Source organism: Novosphingobium sp. Chol11 (assembly GCF_945870625.1).
GTDB lineage: Bacteria > Pseudomonadota > Alphaproteobacteria > Sphingomonadales > Sphingomonadaceae > Novosphingobium.
Genome location: NZ_CAMBTS010000003.1, coordinates 19,007 through 34,617, shown reverse-complemented (window position 1 = coordinate 34,617; position 15,611 = coordinate 19,007). Strand labels below are relative to the sequence as shown.

Annotated in this window: 15 protein-coding genes; 7 read left to right on the top strand and 8 right to left on the bottom strand. The window is 64.7% G+C overall.

All coding sequences use genetic code 11. The features are described 5' to 3' along the window. Positions 1 to 52 precede the first annotated feature (52 nt). Genes Q0O40_RS01205 through arsH form a run of 3 tightly spaced genes read left to right on the top strand, consistent with a single transcriptional unit; the run spans position 53 to position 1,955 of the window. On the top strand, positions 53 to 559 hold the full coding sequence (locus Q0O40_RS01205) for an arsenate reductase ArsC (RefSeq protein WP_295525156.1): 507 nt from the start codon (positions 53 to 55) through the stop codon (positions 557 to 559). Next, positions 556 to 1,215 carry an aquaporin gene (locus Q0O40_RS01200; RefSeq protein ID WP_295525154.1) on the top strand — a complete coding sequence of 220 codons (660 nt, stop codon included), beginning with the start codon at positions 556 to 558 and terminating at the stop codon, positions 1,213 to 1,215. Before Q0O40_RS01205 ends, Q0O40_RS01200 begins: the two co-directional genes overlap by 4 nt. Continuing rightward, positions 1,212 to 1,955 carry an arsenical resistance protein ArsH gene (gene arsH, locus Q0O40_RS01195; protein ID WP_295525152.1) on the top strand — a complete coding sequence of 248 codons (744 nt, stop codon included), beginning with the start codon at positions 1,212 to 1,214 and terminating at the stop codon, positions 1,953 to 1,955. Before Q0O40_RS01200 ends, arsH begins: the two co-directional genes overlap by 4 nt. On the opposite strand, the gene Q0O40_RS01190 is transcribed toward arsH, so the two are convergent. Genes Q0O40_RS01190 through hpnA form a run of 7 tightly spaced genes read right to left on the bottom strand, consistent with a single transcriptional unit; the run spans position 1,942 to position 9,658 of the window. Beyond that, entirely contained in the window at positions 1,942 to 2,595 is a 654-nt protein-coding gene (locus Q0O40_RS01190; protein ID WP_295525149.1) for a phosphorylase, read from the bottom strand. The two genes, arsH and Q0O40_RS01190, sit on opposite strands and share 14 nt — an antisense overlap. Continuing rightward, entirely contained in the window at positions 2,583 to 4,523 is a 1,941-nt protein-coding gene (shc, locus tag Q0O40_RS01185) for a squalene--hopene cyclase (protein ID WP_295525145.1), read from the bottom strand. Before shc ends, Q0O40_RS01190 begins: the two co-directional genes overlap by 13 nt. 21 nt (positions 4,524 to 4,544) lie before the next feature. Beyond that, positions 4,545 to 5,792, bottom strand: a complete 1,248-nt coding sequence (gene hpnE / locus Q0O40_RS01180) for a hydroxysqualene dehydroxylase HpnE (protein WP_295525142.1) — start codon at positions 5,790 to 5,792, stop codon at positions 4,545 to 4,547. 26 nt (positions 5,793 to 5,818) lie between these two features. Continuing rightward, positions 5,819 to 6,658 carry a presqualene diphosphate synthase HpnD gene (gene hpnD, locus Q0O40_RS01175; RefSeq protein WP_295525140.1) on the bottom strand — a complete coding sequence of 280 codons (840 nt, stop codon included), beginning with the start codon at positions 6,656 to 6,658 and terminating at the stop codon, positions 5,819 to 5,821. Beyond that, positions 6,655 to 7,527: a squalene synthase HpnC gene (gene hpnC / locus Q0O40_RS01170; protein ID WP_295525137.1), complete on the bottom strand. Its 873-nt coding sequence runs from the start codon at positions 7,525 to 7,527 to the stop codon at positions 6,655 to 6,657. Before hpnC ends, hpnD begins: the two co-directional genes overlap by 4 nt. Further along, positions 7,524 to 8,660 carry a glycosyltransferase gene (locus tag Q0O40_RS01165; protein ID WP_295525134.1) on the bottom strand — a complete coding sequence of 379 codons (1,137 nt, stop codon included), beginning with the start codon at positions 8,658 to 8,660 and terminating at the stop codon, positions 7,524 to 7,526. The genes hpnC and Q0O40_RS01165 overlap by 4 nt, the downstream gene beginning before the upstream one ends. Further along, on the bottom strand, positions 8,657 to 9,658 hold the full coding sequence (gene hpnA / locus Q0O40_RS01160) for a hopanoid-associated sugar epimerase (protein ID WP_295525132.1): 1,002 nt from the start codon (positions 9,656 to 9,658) through the stop codon (positions 8,657 to 8,659). Before hpnA ends, Q0O40_RS01165 begins: the two co-directional genes overlap by 4 nt. A 42-nt stretch (positions 9,659 to 9,700) precedes the next feature. Between hpnA and hpnI the strand changes: the two genes are divergently transcribed. The 3 genes from hpnI to Q0O40_RS01145 all read left to right on the top strand — a co-directional run bounded on the left by hpnI (position 9,701) and on the right by Q0O40_RS01145 (position 13,467). Then, positions 9,701 to 10,954: a bacteriohopanetetrol glucosamine biosynthesis glycosyltransferase HpnI gene (hpnI, locus tag Q0O40_RS01155; RefSeq protein WP_295525130.1), complete on the top strand. Its 1,254-nt coding sequence runs from the start codon at positions 9,701 to 9,703 to the stop codon at positions 10,952 to 10,954. Between the two features lie 25 nt (positions 10,955 to 10,979). Then, complete coding sequence (gene hpnJ, locus Q0O40_RS01150; RefSeq protein WP_295525127.1) at positions 10,980 to 12,401, top strand: hopanoid biosynthesis associated radical SAM protein HpnJ; 1,422 nt, start codon at positions 10,980 to 10,982, stop codon at positions 12,399 to 12,401. 79 nt (positions 12,402 to 12,480) lie between these two features. Continuing rightward, positions 12,481 to 13,467 (top strand): lysylphosphatidylglycerol synthase domain-containing protein, encoded by a 987-nt coding sequence (locus Q0O40_RS01145; protein WP_295525124.1) that lies wholly within the window; start codon positions 12,481 to 12,483, stop codon positions 13,465 to 13,467. A 28-nt stretch (positions 13,468 to 13,495) separates the two neighbouring features. Here the strand turns inward: Q0O40_RS01145 and Q0O40_RS01140 are convergent, their stop codons facing one another. Next, the gene (locus Q0O40_RS01140) at positions 13,496 to 14,032 is read right to left on the bottom strand and encodes a TlpA disulfide reductase family protein (RefSeq protein ID WP_295525121.1); all 537 of its coding nucleotides are present in this window, start codon (positions 14,030 to 14,032) and stop codon (positions 13,496 to 13,498) included. A 170-nt stretch (positions 14,033 to 14,202) separates the two neighbouring features. On the opposite strand from Q0O40_RS01140, the gene Q0O40_RS01135 reads away from it, so the two are divergent. Next, on the top strand, positions 14,203 to 15,522 hold the full coding sequence (locus tag Q0O40_RS01135; protein ID WP_295525119.1) for an MFS transporter: 1,320 nt from the start codon (positions 14,203 to 14,205) through the stop codon (positions 15,520 to 15,522). Positions 15,523 to 15,611: the final 89 nt, after the last annotated feature.

Below are 15,611 nucleotides of genomic sequence, written 5' to 3'. Positions count from 1 at the left end.
GCGGGGCGCTTGGCCGCGCGGTCTGCAGACATAAGCATCGGGGATATGCATCATGACGGTTGCGGCATTCAATATTCTGGTGCTGTGCACTGGCAATTCTGCGCGCTCGATTTTGGGCGAGGCGATTTTCAACCATCTGGCGCAGTGGCGGGTTCAGGCGTTCAGCGCGGGCAGCAAGCCCAAAGGCGTGCCTCATCCCGGCGCGCTGCGGCTGCTGGCGCGGCGGAGCATCGACACGGCCGGCTTTCGCTCCAAGAGCTGGAACGAGTTTACCGGGCCGGGCGCGCCGCATATCGATCTGGCGATCACTGTGTGCGGCAATGCTGCAGGCGAGGCCTGCCCGGTTTTTCCCGGAACTCCGCTGCGCGCGCATTGGGGCCTCGTTGATCCGGCGGATGTTGCAGGCGGCGAAGCATCCGAGGACGCAGCATTCGAGGATACGTGGCGCTGGCTCGAGATGCGCGCCAAGGCGCTGCTGGCGTTGCCGTTTGAAACGATGGATCGCGAGGCGCTAACCGCAACATTGGCGGCGATCGGCCAGATGGAAGGCGCGGCGTGAAGCATAAGCTGGCCGCTGAGGCGATCGGCTCGGCTTTCCTGTTTGCCACCGTGATCGGCTCGGGTATCATGGCCGAGAAGCTGGCGGGCGGGAATGTTGCGGTTGCGCTGGCTGGCAATACAGCGGCGACAGCGGCGATCCTTTATGTTCTGATCACCATGCTGGGGCCGATTTCAGGCGCGCATTTCAATCCTGCGGTGACCATGGTCATCTATCTGCGCGGCGGAAAACCCGCATCGTTGGCGCTGGCTTATGTCCCGGTGCAGCTGGTGGGCGGTATTCTTGGCGTGTGCGCGGCGCATGCCATGTTTGACTTGCCGGTCCTGCAGATTTCGCAGCATGTCCGCGCGGGCGGAGGTCAGTGGCTGGCTGAGGGCATCGCGACGTTCGGCTTGGTGCTCACAATTCTGGGCACTGTGAAGTTTGCGCCGCATAGCGTTGCGGCAAGCGTGGCACTCTATATCGCGGCCGCCTATTGGTTCACCGCTTCGACCAGCTTTGCCAACCCCGCGATCACCATCGCGCGCGCGCTGACCGACACGTTCAGCGGGATTGCACCCGCCAGTGTGCCGGCGTTCATCGCCGCGCAGATTGCCGGGGCGCTGGCGGCACATTGGCTCGGGGCGTGGCTGTTCGATGGCGGTGACGCGGGATGAGCCGCTTGCGCGAACTTTCAGATCCCGAACATCTGCCCGCGTTGAAGCCGGAATTTGCGCATCGCCGTCCGGCGCTTGGGCTTGGCGCGATGGACCCGCCGCCGCGCATCCTGCTGCTCTATGGCTCGTTGCGGGAACGTTCCTATTCGCGCCTTGTGGTCGAGGAGTCGGCACGCCTGCTGCGCTATTTCGGCTGCGAGACGCGCATTTTCGATCCGTCAGACCTGCCGCTGCCCGATCAGATCGCGGGCGATGATCATCCCGCTGTCGCAGAATTGCGCGCGCATTCGCTGTGGTCCGAAGGGCAGGTCTGGTGCAGCCCCGAGCGCCATGGCCAGATCACCGGGATCATGAAGACCCAGATCGATCACTTGCCGCTGGAGTTCAGAGGCCAGCGCCCGACGCAGGGCCGCACCCTGGCAGTGATGCAGGTCAGCGCGGGTTCGCAATCCTTCAACTCGGTTAATTCGCTGCGCATTCTGGGCCGGTGGATGCGGATGTTCACCGTCCCCAACCAGTCCAGCGTCGCCAAGGCCTATCAGGAATTCGATGCGGACGGACGCATGCTGCCATCCAGCTATTATGACCGGATTGTCGATGTCGTCGAGGAGCTGGTGCGCTTCACGGTGTTGCTGCGGCCCTACGGCGATCGGTTGATCGACCGTTATTCCGAGCGGGTGGAACGGGGCCATCTGGTGACAAGCCCGGCGGATCAAACTGATTTGGTCAGCACGGCCTGATGTAGGCCGCTCCCTGTTTGAGTGCCGTCATCGCCCGCAGAAAACCGCTAATGGTGCCTGCAAGGTTCGGCAGTTGCTGCGGCTTGCGCAGCACCGAGCCGAGCATCGACCAGCCATCAACCCCGCCGTCTGGGCGCATGGCATGGGCGATGGCGGGGGGCAGGATATGGCGTGCTTCGTCCGAAACACAGCGAACAATGGCAAACGGCAAGTCGAGCTCGACGGCGATTTGCGCGGCAATGTGGCTTTCCATATCGGCAGCGAGCAGTCCGCGCTGTCCGAGCTCTCGTTTTTCCGAGGCGTCTGCGATCAGCCGCCCATCGGCATAGCATGCGCCGCGGCGTGCGCCGGGGATCTGCGCCGCCAAAGTCTGCGCCCACGCCGGATCGCACGTGGCTTGAGCAGCGCCTGCCACCCGCTCCCCGATGACCCAGTCGCCCAGCTTCAAGGCATCATCCAGCGCGCCTGCAAAGCCGAAGCTCATCACCCCGCGCGCGCCCGGCGCGGCTGCAATCAACTTTGCTGTGAGAGCGGCGGCATCGCCCCCGCCGGGAATAACCAGAAAACCCGACTGCGTCAGCGTCGCCGCCTCGCGCTTGGTGCCGGTAGCGACGAGGATGGCCCCGCTCACATGCCCCATGCCACTTCGCGCGCATTGGACCGCATAAGGTTGCGATAGCGCGCCAAGGCCCACATCGGGAAGAATTTGGGATATCCATGATAACGCAGATAAAACACGCGCGGGAAACCACCGCCGGTGTAATGCTCCTGCTCCCACAGCCCGTCATCGGTTTGCGTGTCTTGCAAATAGGCGATGCCGCGTGCGACCGCCGGATGGCCGGTTACGCCCACCGCCATTAGTCCGAGCAGCGCCCATGCGGTTTGCGAAGCGGTGGAAGGCGCAGGCGTATAGCCCTTGTAATCGAGCGCATAGCTTTCGCAATCCTCGCCCCAGCCGCCATCGGCGTTCTGGATCGCGATGAGCCAGGCGGCGGCTTTGCGCACCATGGGCCCGGCGGGATCGATTTTGGCGGCATTGAGCGCGCAAAGCACCGACCATGTGCCGTAGATGTAATTGACCCCCCAGCGCCCGAACCAGCTGCCGTCGGGCTCCTGCTCGGCCTCCAGATAGGCGAGCGCGGCCTTCATCCGAGGACTGGTGAGCGGCTCGCCGATCTGCGCGAGCATCGAGACGCAGCGCGCGGAAACATCGGCGGTGGGCGGATCGAGCAGAGCGCCGTGATCGGCAAAGGGGATGTTGTTGAGGTAATCGTGCGTGTTGTCTGCATCGAACGCGCCCCAGCCGCCGTTCCTCGATTGCAGGCCGACGGTCCATTCGGCGCCGCGTGCGATGGCCTGCTCGTAATCGGCCGAGTTCTTCGCCCGGTCCATCGCCATGACCACCACGGCGGTATCATCGAGATCGGGATAATGCGCGTTGTTGTATTGAAACGCCCAGCCGCCGGGGCGGACATCGGGGCGCTGCTCGGCCCAATCGCCTTTGACATCGAGCACCTGGCGCGGCTTCAGCCATGCCAGCGCGGCTTCGGCGCGGCGCTCTGCTTCCTCGCCGCCGACCTCGAGCATGGCATGCGCAGTCAGGGCAGTGTCCCACACCGGCGAGACGCAGGGCTGGCAATAAATCTCGCCGTCCTCGCGCAGCGCGACCAGCTTTTCGACCGACTGGCGCGCGATGGCGCGGTGGGGATGGTCTTCTGGATAGCCGAGGCAATCGAACATCATCACGCTGTTCGCCATGGCAGGATAGATCGCGCCCAGCCCGTCCTCGCCGTTCAGTCGCTCGGTGACGAAATCGACGCAGGCGGCGGTAGCGCGCTTTCGCAAGGCCGCTGGCCACAGTGGATCGACGGCCTTGAGCACGCCGTCGAGCGCGGCAAAACCGTGCTTCCACAAGAACTTGGTCTTCGCCTGCACCACTGGCTTGGCGCGGCCCGGCGCATAAAGTTCATCGACCTTCACGCCGAGCGGATTGCGCGCCACCGGGCGTTGGTTGGTGAGCACCAGCAGCGGGACGATCACGGTGCGCGCCCAATAGGCCATTTTCGAAAGATGTACCGGGAACCAGCGCGGCAGCAGGATCAGCTCGGTCGGCATGGTGGGCACGGCAGACCATGGCCCTGCGCCAAACAGCGCCAGCTGGATGCGGGTGAACACATTGCTCGCCGCCGCACCGCCCGCCGCCAGGATCGCGGCGCGGGCGCGCGCCATGTGCGGCAAGTCGATGGTATCGCCGATAATTTTGAGCGCGTAATACGCTTTGATGGTGGCGCTGATATCGAACGCGCCGCCATGAAACAGCGGCCATCCGCCATGGCTGCCTTGAATGCGGCGCAGATAGCGGCCGATCGCGGCCTCGCGCGGAAGGTCGCGCGGTTCGCCCAGATAGTGCTTGAGCAGAACATATTCCGCAGGGATTGTCGCGTCGGCTTCGAGTTCGAACACCCAGTGACCGTCTTCGCGCTGGACTTGGCCGAGCGCGGCGACGGCGCGGTCGACCGCTTCATCGAGGCAGGTCAAAGGGTCGTCAGCGAGCGAAGAAGAGTGCATTAGCGAGGCCATAAGGAGCTATTAGCGCCGCAAGTGCGCGCTGGCCAGACGGGCGGCGGTTTCGCCTGACTGGATGGCGCCTTCGATCGTGGCTGGCAGGCGGGTCTGCGTCCAATCGCCCGCAAGGAAAAGATTGCGCCAGCGGGTTTTTGCCGCTGGCCGCTTTGCGTCCTGCGCGGGGGTGGCGGCAAACGTGGCGCGCTTTTCCTTGACCACCTGCCACGCGGGGAGGGGCGCGGTGATCCCCAGCGTGGCCTGCACATCGGACCAGAGCCGCGCCGCCAGTTCCTCGCGCCCCTGATCAATCAGGTCATCCGCGCCGCTGACCGTGACCGACACGCGGCCCGGATGGCACAGCACCCATTGCGCGGTCGAATGGATGAGCGCGGTCACGGGCGGCGCGCCGCGGGGTGGTTCGATGGCAAAATGCGCGTTGAGAATGGCGCAGAAGGCATCGGGCACCGGGATCGCCGGAACCAATGCGCTCACCACATTGGGCGGCACGGCAAAGATCACTTGCGCTTCACTCACATCCACTTCGCCCGCGCCGAAATCAAGGCCCGCGGTCTGTTCACCGGCGAGGCGCACGCTGCGCAGGCGCGCGCCGAAGTTGACCGTTACACCGCGCTCGGCCAGCCAGGCCAGCGCGGGATCGACAAAGGCGGCATCGAGCGTCGGCTCTGCCACCATCGGGCGGCAGGCCGCGCCGCCCCGCGCAAATGAGGCCATCAGAAAGCGCCCTGCCAGCCACGCCGAGCCCCCCGCCGGGGGGCAATTGAGCACGGCGAGGAGCATGGGTTCGACCACCCGCTCCCAGAACAGGCCCGAGGTGGGGGCGATATCGCCGATCACGGTCTGGCGGCGCGCCACCGCCAACCGCGCCAGCGCCAGATGATCGGCAATCGTAGTGCCGGGTGCGCGCCGGGCTGCATCGAACACCCAGCCGGGAAAGCGCCCATCGTTAACCTTCAGCGTCCAGCGGGTATCATCGCCCAGATCGTGGAAATCGAAATCAGCATGCGCAGGGCCGCTCAGTTTGTCGCTCGTGCCGATCCGCGCGAGGTAACGATTGACCGCTTCGTTGCCCGAGAAGACGATGTGGTTGCCGTTGTCGATTTCCTGCCCGAGCTGGGCATCGTAATATGATCGGCAGCGGCCGCCGGCGCGCGGCGCTGCTTCATGGATGGTGACGGCAAAACCTGCCTCGGCCAGCACCATGGCTGCTGACAACCCTGCGAGGCCCGCACCGACGACATGCGCTGCGCGCATTCAGCCTTGCCCTGTCGTCATTGGATTTAACCCAGCAGGCCGACGCGCACGACGGTCCAGATCAGTTCGGCCTTGCCGACTTTGATCCGATGGCGCGGCTTGTTCCAGCCCGCCGCTTCCATACGCCGCAAAATCTTTGAATAGACAGCGGCCATCAGGCGCGGCGCGATCAGGTGGCCTTTGGGGCGCGCGGCGAGAATCTTGCTGGCGGCGGCAAAATGGACATGGGCGAGCGCGGCGACATCGCGGCAGGCCTTATCGACATGATCATCCATGGCGATGTGCGCGGGTGTATCGATATTCACCCCGGCCGCGAGCAAATGCTCGCGCGGCAGATAGGCCCGGCCAATCTCGGCATCTTCATCGATATCGCGCAAAATATTGGTGAGCTGAAGCGCGCGGCCAAGATGATGCGCCAGTTCGATCCCCGGCGCGTGCTTCATGCCGAAAATCTTGACTGAAAGCCGCCCCACGGCAGAAGCAACCCGGTCGCAATAAAGGTCCAGCGTTGCCGCGTCGGGCGCGCAGATGTCCGCCTCGATATCCATCGCCATGCCATCGATCACCGCATGAAAATCGGCGGCATCGAGGCCGAATTGCTCCACCGCCGGGGCAACCAGCGCGGCGGCACCGGGCGCACGCCCGGCGTAGAGATTGTTAATATCATCGCGCCATGCCTGAAGCGCGGCGCGGCGCAAAGCTCGCTCGCCTTCGTGGTCGTCGGCAATGTCGTCCACCGCGCGGCAAAAGCCGTAAACGGCATACATCGCTTCGCGCCGCGCAGGCGGGAGCACGCGCATACCGGCATAGAACGAGCTACCCGAAACCTGGGATTGCAGGGCCGCGGGCGTCTGGTCGGCATTCATCGGGCGCGGCTCCTCAATCGATTCCACCATTGCCCAGCGCCTGCGCGCAGCGCAAGCCCTGCTGCCTCGAACTTGGTGTGATGCACCCGCTCGGCCAGCGGATCGCGGGCAACAAGGCGCGCGGCGAGGTCTGCCGCGAGGCCATGAATGATCGCCACCTCCATGGCGAGACGCGCATCGCGGATCATACCGGAAAACTCTTTGGATTCGGCCAGCAGTCCCTGCACGCGCAGGGCCAGATCATGGATGACGGCGCGCAGCCCCGGCGTTGCGGCGGCATGGTCCAAGTCTTGCTCCGAACTGCCGTGCGCGGCCAGCATGTCCGCCGGAAGATAGACGCGGCGGATCGCGCGATAATCCTTCGCGCAATCCTGCAGATGATTGATGATCTGCAGCGCGGCGCAAAGCGCATCGTTGGCGGGCCAGGTTGTCCGCGCCTCGCCGTGAACATCGAGCACATAGCGGCCGACGGGCATCGCCGAGTAACGGCAATAATCCATCAGCGCGTCCCACGTCGGCGTGGGATCGCCGCGCGCATCGCGCTTGAACGCACTCAGCAGATCCCGCGCATGCGCCGGATCGAGCCCGCGCTGCGCCATCGTTTGCGCCAACTGGGTAGCTTCGGGATTGGCCTGTGAGGTGCCATCTATTCCGGCGCGCATTTGCGCCAGCAGCGCCAGCTTTGTTGCAGGCGGCGAGGTTGGATCGTCGGCAATGTCATCGGCCAGCCGCGCGAAGCGATAGAAATCCATGACCGGTGCGCGATGCTCAGGCTTAAGCACGAACGAGGCGACCGGGAAATTCTCGTCGCGGTGCCCTTTGCCCGAGGCGAGCGCGCGTGCATCGGTTTCGGCCAAGGGGGTGGTCATGCGCCGATCGCCGCCTGAACGCGCCCCTTCCAGAGGCCGCCGCGCCCGCGCCAATGCTGCCATGCCGATGCCCAGGTGCATCCGGCATAGAACGCCGCGATCAGCGGCAGCGCCGCGCCCCACAGCGGCGAACGCTGGTAGAACCGCAGCATCGGTTGAAACGCCAGCGCCATCAGCAGCCACGCGGCCAGCGCCAACCAGCGCGCGGTGCCGCTGCCAAACAGCGCGAGCAGCGGCGGCGCGGCATAGACCAGCGCGAGGCCCGCGAGCGTGCCTGCGAGCAGCAGCGGCGAATAGGCGAGCTGCGCATAGGCCGAGCGCGAGATCATTGCCGCCACGGTTTGCCAGTGATCATAAGGGCGAATGCTGCGCACGCGGCTTGTCAGCCCGAGCCAGATCGGCCCGTGGCGCTTGATCATCGCGCCAAAGGCACAATCATCGATCAGCGCGCCCCGGATGGCGCCGATGCCCCCGGCCTGCGCCAGTGTGTCGCGGTCCACCAGCATGCAGCCGCCCGCCGCCGCGCCGGGGCCGCGCGGGCGATTGACCTGTGCGAAGGGGTAAAGCAGCTGAAAAAAGAACACAAAGGCCGGGATCAAGGCGCGCTCGGCAAAGCTGATGCAGCGCAGCTTGGCCATCAGCGAGACCAGCTTGAGGCCGCCCGCTTCGGCGCGCATGACGAGCATGCGCACGCTATCGGCATCGTGCGCGATATCGGCATCGGTGAGCAGGAGATAGCGCGGGATGGTTCCTGCTGCGGCGATCCCTTGCGATACGGCCCAGAGCTTTCCGGTCCAGCCCGGTGCCAGCGGCGCGGCGCTCAGGATCGTGAGCCGCTCGCTTGCTCCGGCGGCGCGGCGGGCGGCCTCTGCGGTGCCGTCGGTGCTGGAATCGTCAACCAGAATGATCTTGAACGCGCCGGGATAATCCTGGGCGATCAGGCTGGCGATGGTGGCGGCAATCACATCGGCTTCATCGCGCGCAGGAACAACCGCAGTGACCGGCGGCCATGCCGCTGGCTGCGGCAAGATACCGTGCGTATCCCGCTCGCGCGTGAGCCAGAAGCCATCGCGCGCGATGAGCAGGCCAAGCCAGATGAGCAGCGATGCGCCCGCGACCCAAGCCCAGATCATGCCGCGCGCCGCCGCTCGGCAAACCACGCCGCTGCATCGGCCAGTCCCTCAGCAAAGGGACGCGCGCGATAACCCAGTTCGGCCTCTGCCTTGGCCGAGGTGTAGAACATGTTGTACTTCGCCATGCGCAGCGAATCGACGGTGAGGAACGGCGCATAGCCCAGCATCCGCGCCATCATTTCGTTGATATGCGCAAAGGGAAACAATGGGCCGCGCGGGATGCGCACGGTAGGCGGTTTGCGCCCGCATAGCCGCGCGATTTCGGCAAGCATTTCGCCCAGCGCGACATCCTGCCCGCCGAGAATATAGCGCTCGCCGATCCGGCCATGATCGTGCGCGGCGAGATGCCCGGCGGCGACATCATCGACATGGACCAGATTGAGCCCGCATTCAACATAGGCCGGCATCCGGCCCGCCATCGCCTCCACAATGATCCGCCCGGTCGGCGTGGGCTTGACGTCGCGCGGGCCGATCGGAGTGGAGGGATTGACGATCACGGCGGGGAGGCCCTGTTCGCTCACCATCGCCTCGACCAGCCGCTCGGCCGCCACTTTCGATTGCTTGTATGCGCCGACGGTGGATTCCATCGACCCAGCGCGCGTTTCATCGGCGGGACCGGCGGGATCGGGCAGCAGCGTGGCCACGCTGCTGGTATAGACGATCCGTTCGGCACCGCCCGCAAGCGCCGCCGCCATGATCGTGCGCGTGGTTTCGACATTATCGCGGATCAATTGCGCGGGATCGGCCACCCACAGCCGGTAATCCGCCGCGACATGGAATACGCTCCGCGCGCCGGCCACGGCGGCGGTGATCGAGGCCGGATCGCGCAGATCGCCGATCACGACTTCGGCATCGAGCCCGATGAGGTTGCTGCGGTCGCTCGCGGCCCGCGCCAGCACCCGCACGCGTTCGCCCCGCGCGACCAGCGCGCGGGCGACAGCGGCCCCGACAAAGCCGGTCGCGCCAGTCACAAACACGAAATCCCCCCGCGTACCCAACGCAATCCCCTTTTTGCGGTGCCCCCCGCTTTTTCAGCGCAAATGATGGACTTGGCCAAATCCGCGTGGGATGGAAGCCGCGAAGACCCAGTCTATCTTGGCTTGACCGATTACGGGCAGGGGCACCCAAGCGCAACACGGAGTTTTTCACAGATCGTGACTGTCGCGGACTTGGCGGGCTGGGTCATCAACGGACTGGCGCTGGCCGGGATCGGCTATACCATTGCGGCCACCTTTTTGGTCGGGCGCTATGCCCCGTCGCCGGTGGGTCCGGGCCAGGCTGTTTTGCCGATGACTGTGCTCAAGCCGCTGCACGGGACCGAGCCGCAGTTGCTCGCCAACCTCGATACTTTGCTGCGTCAGGACTATGGCGCGCCGCTGCAGATCATCTTTGGCCTGCGCGATGGCGATGATCCGGCGATTGCGGTGGTTGAAGCGCTGATGGCGCGTTATCCTGCTGCAAATATCGCGCTGGTGATCGATCCCGCGCGCCGGGGCAGCAACAACAAGGTCTCCAATCTGATCAACATGGCCTCGCGGATCGCGCATCCGCTGGTGGTGATCAGCGATAGCGACGTGGCGCTGCCGCCCGGCTCGCTGAACCGGCTGGCGGCGGCCACGAACGATCCTGAGATCGGCCTTGCCAGCTGCTTTCATATCGGGCGCGGCGATGCCGGATGGTGGTCGGTGCTGGGGGCGATGGACATTGCCTATCGCTTCATGCCCAGCGTTGCCGTGGCCTGCGCCACCGGGCTGGGGCAGCCTGCGCTTGGGCCCACGATGGCTCTGCGGCGCGAGGTGCTGGAGGCGATTGGCGGCTTTGCCCGGTTTTGCGATGTGCTGGCCGATGATTACGAGATGGGCCGCGCGGTGCGCGCGCTGGGCCTGCACACGGTCGTCCCGCCGCTCGCGATCATCCATTGCTGCGCCGAGGAGACGCTGGGCACGCTGATTCGCCATGAGCTGCGCTGGACGCGGACGATCTATGGCATCGACCGGGCGGGGTTCATTGGCAGCGGGGTGACGCATTGCCTGCCGCTGGCGCTGATCGGCGCGGCGATGACCGGCGGGGGCTGGTTTGCGCTGTCGGCGGTCGGTGCAGCGCTGGCGGCGCGGTTCACGCTGGCGGTGCGGGTCGACCGCGCGGCGGGCCAATCCAGCGGCCCCAAATGGCTGCTGCCCGCGCGCGACATTGTGTCATTCTATGTTTACCTGACGACATTTTTTGGTAATCGGGTGGAATGGCGAGGCGCGCGATTCAAGGTCGCGCGCGATGGCCGGATTGCCGCGGATTAAGGCACCAGATTAAGGATTTAAGAGCATGCGTTCCTTGTTTCTCCAGGGTCCGTCTTTCGATGGCTACGATGGCGGTGCAGGTGCGCGCTATCAGATGAAGCGCGAGGTCAAATCGTTCTGGTATCCCACCTGGCTGGCACAGCCCGCTGCGCTCATCGAAGGCTCCAAGCTGATCGACGCGCCCGCCCACGACCTGAGCTTTGACGATATCAGCCATGAGGCGCACCAGCGCGATCTGGTCGTGCTGCACACTTCCACGCCTTCGTTCAATCAGGACGTGCGCACCGCCGAATTGCTGAAAGCGCTGAACCCCTCGCTCAAGATCGGGATGATCGGCGCCAAAGTTGCGGTCGATGCCGAGGGCAGCCTCAAGGCTTCTTCTGCGATCGATTTCGTGGCGCGCAACGAGTTCGATTTCACGATCAAGGACATCGCCGACGGGCACAACTGGGCCGGGATCGATGGCATCAGCTATCGCAACAGCGAGGGTGTGATCGTCCACAATCAGGACCGCGCCATCGTCACCGATATGGATCTGCTGCCGTTCGTGACCCCGGTGTACAAGCGCGATCTGGATATCCAGAAGTACTACGGCGGCTATCTGCTGCACCCCTACATCAGCTTTTACACCGGGCGCGGATGCAAATCGCGCTGCACTTTCTGCCTCTGGCCGCAGACCGTGGGCGGGCACAATTACCGCGTCCGCTCGATCGGCCATGTGATCGAGGAAGTGAAATACGTGATGCAGGCGTTCCCGCAATCGAAGGAGATTTTCTTCGACGACGATACGCTTACCGACAATCTGCCGCGTACCGAAGCGCTGGCGGTCGAGCTGGGCAAGCTGGGCGTGGTCTGGTCTTGCAACGCCAAGGCCAATGTCCCGTATAAGACGTTGAAAGTGATGAAGGACAACGGGTTGCGCGTGCTCCTCGTGGGCTTTGAAAGCGGCAACCAGCAGATCCTGCACAACATCAAAAAGGGTCTGCGCGTCGAAGTTGCGCGCCAGTTCGCCAAGGATTGCAAGACGCTGGGGATCAAGGTCCACGGCACGTTCATTCTGGGCCTGCCCGGCGAAACGCGCGAAACGATCATGGAAACCCTGGCCTTTGCCAAGGAGGTCAATCCGCACACCATCCAGGTGTCTCTCGCCGCGCCCTATCCCGGCACCTTCCTGCACAATCAGGCGACCGTGAACGGCTGGTTTGCCGCCGAGCGTGACTTGCTGAATGACGATGGCAACCAGATTGCGCAGCTATCTTACGAGCATCTGCCCGCCTCGGAAATCTTCGATGCGGTCGAGATGTTCTACAAGAAGTTCTATTTCCGTCCGAGCAAGATCGCCGGGATCGTCGGCGAAATGATGACGGATAGCGACATGCTGAAGCGCCGCTTGCGCGAAGGCGTGGAATTCTTCCGCTTCCTGCGAGACCGCAAGCTTGCCGCCTGAGATCTGCCGCGCGGCATGACGCGCAGGCCAACGAATGTTCGCGCGGCATGACCCGCACGCGTATGATCGCGTGCGGGTCATGAGCCGTAAGCAGTGGGCCGTGGTCGGCGCGATTGCAGCGACCGTGATCGGGCTGGCGATCACATTGGCATTGATCGCATCGGTCGGGTTCGATGCGGTTTTTGGCATTCTGGGCCGGATCGGGCTGGTGCGCTTTGCGGTCTATGCCAGCTGGACCTTGGTCATCCTCACCTTTCTGGGGCTTGGCTGGCAATTGCTGACGCCGGGCGAATCGCGGTTCACTTATGTGTGGGCGCGCACCATGCGCGAGGCGGCGACCGATGTGCTGCCGTTCTCGCAATTTGGCGGGATTGTCGTGGCGCTGCGGGTGTTGATCGCGCGCGGTGTTGCGCAGCCGGTCGCCTATGCTTCGATCATCGCCGATCAGACCGCCGAACTGGTGGCGCAGCTGGTCTATACTTTGTTTGGGCTGGTCGCGCTGGCATTGGTGCTGGGCAAAGTGCCCAACCAGGAATCGGGGGGGATGCCGCTGTTCGGGCTGGCGCTGACCGGATTTGGAGCGAGTGTGGCGGTAATCCTCGTATTTGCCTTTGCGCAGGCACCGATGCTGGCCTTTGCCGGGCGCATCGGTGGAACGTTGCTGCCCGGATCGGCGGCGGCGCTGGAGGATGTGCGGACGCGGCTGGCGGCGATCTATCAGCAGCGGCTGCGGCTGATCGGCTGTTTCCTGCTGCATCTGCTGGCGTGGGTGGCCAGCGGAGCAGGGGCGGTCATCGCCTTGCGCGCGATTGGCCAGCCGGTGCCGCTCGAAAACGTGATTATCATCGAAAGCTTGATTTTCACGCTGCGCACCGCTGCATTCCTGATCCCCGGTGGCATCGGCGTTCAGGAAGGGGCTTATGTGCTGATCGGGCCACTGTTTGGCCTGCCCGCCGAAGCCGCGCTGGCGCTGTCGCTGGCCAAGCGCGCCCGCGATCTGGCGGTGGGCATCCCGGCCATGCTGATCTGGCAAGTGGGCGAGGCGCGCGCGGTGATTAAGGGATAGGGTGGCCTAGCTATGATCGCGGCAGCGATCAAAGCGTGCTCAGCTCCGGCATCGCCGCATCGGCAGGTGGCCTCTCTCTCAAGAGCGGAACCAATTCGCGATTCAGATCATCGAGTTCAAAAGCATTGGCCTGCGCATAGCGGAGGCGACCCGACCGATCGATGATGAAGTTGGTTGGAATGGCTCCGTTAATGGGCGCATATTTGCCCTTGAGCGACCGGATCGGTGTAATATGCATGGCCGCGAAGAGCTTCTTCAGCTGGCTGATCGGGACCGATCCTTCGGTGGTGATGGTGAAGACGCGCAAGCCATATTTGCGTTGCAGCTCATAATATGCATCCAGGATAGGAAGCTCTCGCTTGCAGGGGCCGCACCACGTTGCCCAGAAATTGATCAGCACGACTTGCCCGCGCAGCTGCTCCAGTGTGACTTTTGTGCCATCGATCATGGTCATTTGCAGCGGCGGCGCAGGCTCGCCAATCACCGGCTTGGCCGCGCCCATCGTGGCGGCAGCGGCGATCAGCAGTACCGAGAATCTTGCCCCGCGCATGAATGCCTTGTGCATCGCCGACTCCCCCAAGTTCACCGAACGTAGCGCTAATCCAGTGCAAGGGAAGCCTGAATTAGCGCCAATACAACCGAACCAGAGAGGCTGGCCAACGCGCGACAAGACGCTATGCTGGTGCTTTGCGGGCGCGATGGCGCCGGGCACATTGCCGGATGGATCGAAGCCACATGGATCATGACGCAGGCCTTCATCGGCCGATTTCGCGCCGCTCGATGGTCATCGCGGCGGCGTCGACAGCGGTGGAGTGGTACGATTTCACGCTGTATCTGTATGTCGCCACGGTCTTATCGCGGGTGATGTTTGGCGGCGGCACGGGGTCGGTTGCGGCAGTGCTGGCCGGGTTTGCAATCGCCTATCTGCTGCGCCCGCTCGGCGCGGTGGTGCTGGGCCATTATGGCGACCGGCATGGGCGGCGCAAGGCGATGCTGCTCTCGATGGCGGTGATGAGCACGGCAATGCTGATAACCGCGCTGTTGCCCACTTATGCCGTAATCGGATCTGCGGCGGGGTGGCTGCTGCTGTTGCTGCGCTGCGCGATGGCCTTTGCAGTGGGCGGCGAGTATACCGGCGTGGTGGCTTATCTGCTCGAAGGCGCACCGCCCAAGCGGCGCGGGCTGATCACCAGTTGCGCGGCCGCTGCAAGCGAAGTGGGCGCGCTGATGGCCGTGGGTGTGGCAGCGCTGACCGTGGCGCTGGTGCCGCCGCCCGCGCTCGATACATGGGGCTGGCGCATTCCGTTCATTGTGGGCGCTTTGCTGGCCGGGGCAGTACTGGCCGCGCGCGCGAACATGGAGGAATCGCCCGAATACGAGCGCCAGCGCGCGAGCGGCACGGTGCCCAAGCGGCCGCTGCATCATGCGCTGACCCAGCAGCGCCTCGGCATCGCGCGCGGCTTTTCGATCTCCGCGCTTGGTTCGATCACCTATTACGTCGGCATCGGCTATGTGCCCACGTTTCTGACCTCGGTGGGTGCTATGAGCGAGGGGATGTCGCTGTGGCTCTCGACCCTGGCTGCGCTGGCGGTAATCGCGATAACGCCGCTGGTGGGCATGCTGACGGATCGCATCGGGCGGCGGCCGGTGCTGATCGCGGTGGCGGTGGCGGGTGCGATTTTGCCAATCACGCTGTTTTCCATGATGGCGGGCGGCGGCTTCTGGGCGGCGCTTGGCGGCGCGCTGCTCTTGGCGTTTCTGGGCGGCGCGGTGAGTGCGGTGGGCGCGGTGGCCACGGCCGAGCTGCTGTCGGGCGAGGCGCGGCTGACCGGCCTTGCCTTTGGCGTGACCAGCGCGACCGCGCTGTTTGGCGGGATTACGCCGTGGGCGGCGCAAGCGCTGATCGGTGCGACCGGCTGGCCGCTGGCCCCCGGCGCGATGATCGCGGTGGTGGCGGCGGCGATCCTGCCGGTGCTGTGGTACATTCCTGAAACCGCGCCGGGTGTCACGCAGGGCAGCGCAATCGAACCGGCGCAGGTTGCCAAGCCGGGCTAAACAGCAGGACACCGGGCAAACGCCCGCGTAGTGCCCGCGCAGTGATAGTCTGGCTTGGGGCGAGCATGATTTTGATGGTTCGCCTGCTG

Excerpts from the sequence above, each read along its gene's own strand:
- hpnI (WP_295525130.1), top strand. The coding sequence starts at position 9,701 with ATGATGGACTTGGCCAAATCCGCGTGGGATGGAAGCCGCGAAGACCCA.
- Q0O40_RS01205 (WP_295525156.1), top strand. The coding sequence starts at position 53 with ATGACGGTTGCGGCATTCAATATTCTGGTGCTGTGCACTGGCAATTCT.
- Q0O40_RS01190 (WP_295525149.1), bottom strand. The coding sequence starts at position 2,595 with ATGGGGCATGTGAGCGGGGCCATCCTCGTCGCTACCGGCACCAAGCGC.
- hpnE (WP_295525142.1), bottom strand. The coding sequence starts at position 5,792 with ATGCGCGCAGCGCATGTCGTCGGTGCGGGCCTCGCAGGGTTGTCAGCA.
- Q0O40_RS01145 (WP_295525124.1), top strand. The coding sequence starts at position 12,481 with ATGAGCCGTAAGCAGTGGGCCGTGGTCGGCGCGATTGCAGCGACCGTG.
- Q0O40_RS01165 (WP_295525134.1), bottom strand. The coding sequence starts at position 8,660 with ATGATCTGGGCTTGGGTCGCGGGCGCATCGCTGCTCATCTGGCTTGGC.
- hpnJ (WP_295525127.1), top strand. The coding sequence starts at position 10,980 with ATGCGTTCCTTGTTTCTCCAGGGTCCGTCTTTCGATGGCTACGATGGC.
- Q0O40_RS01140 (WP_295525121.1), bottom strand. The coding sequence starts at position 14,032 with ATGCACAAGGCATTCATGCGCGGGGCAAGATTCTCGGTACTGCTGATC.
- arsH (WP_295525152.1), top strand. The coding sequence starts at position 1,212 with ATGAGCCGCTTGCGCGAACTTTCAGATCCCGAACATCTGCCCGCGTTG.
- shc (WP_295525145.1), bottom strand. The coding sequence starts at position 4,523 with ATGCACTCTTCTTCGCTCGCTGACGACCCTTTGACCTGCCTCGATGAA.
- hpnD (WP_295525140.1), bottom strand. The coding sequence starts at position 6,658 with ATGAATGCCGACCAGACGCCCGCGGCCCTGCAATCCCAGGTTTCGGGT.
- Q0O40_RS01135 (WP_295525119.1), top strand. The coding sequence starts at position 14,203 with ATGGATCATGACGCAGGCCTTCATCGGCCGATTTCGCGCCGCTCGATG.
- hpnC (WP_295525137.1), bottom strand. The coding sequence starts at position 7,527 with ATGACCACCCCCTTGGCCGAAACCGATGCACGCGCGCTCGCCTCGGGC.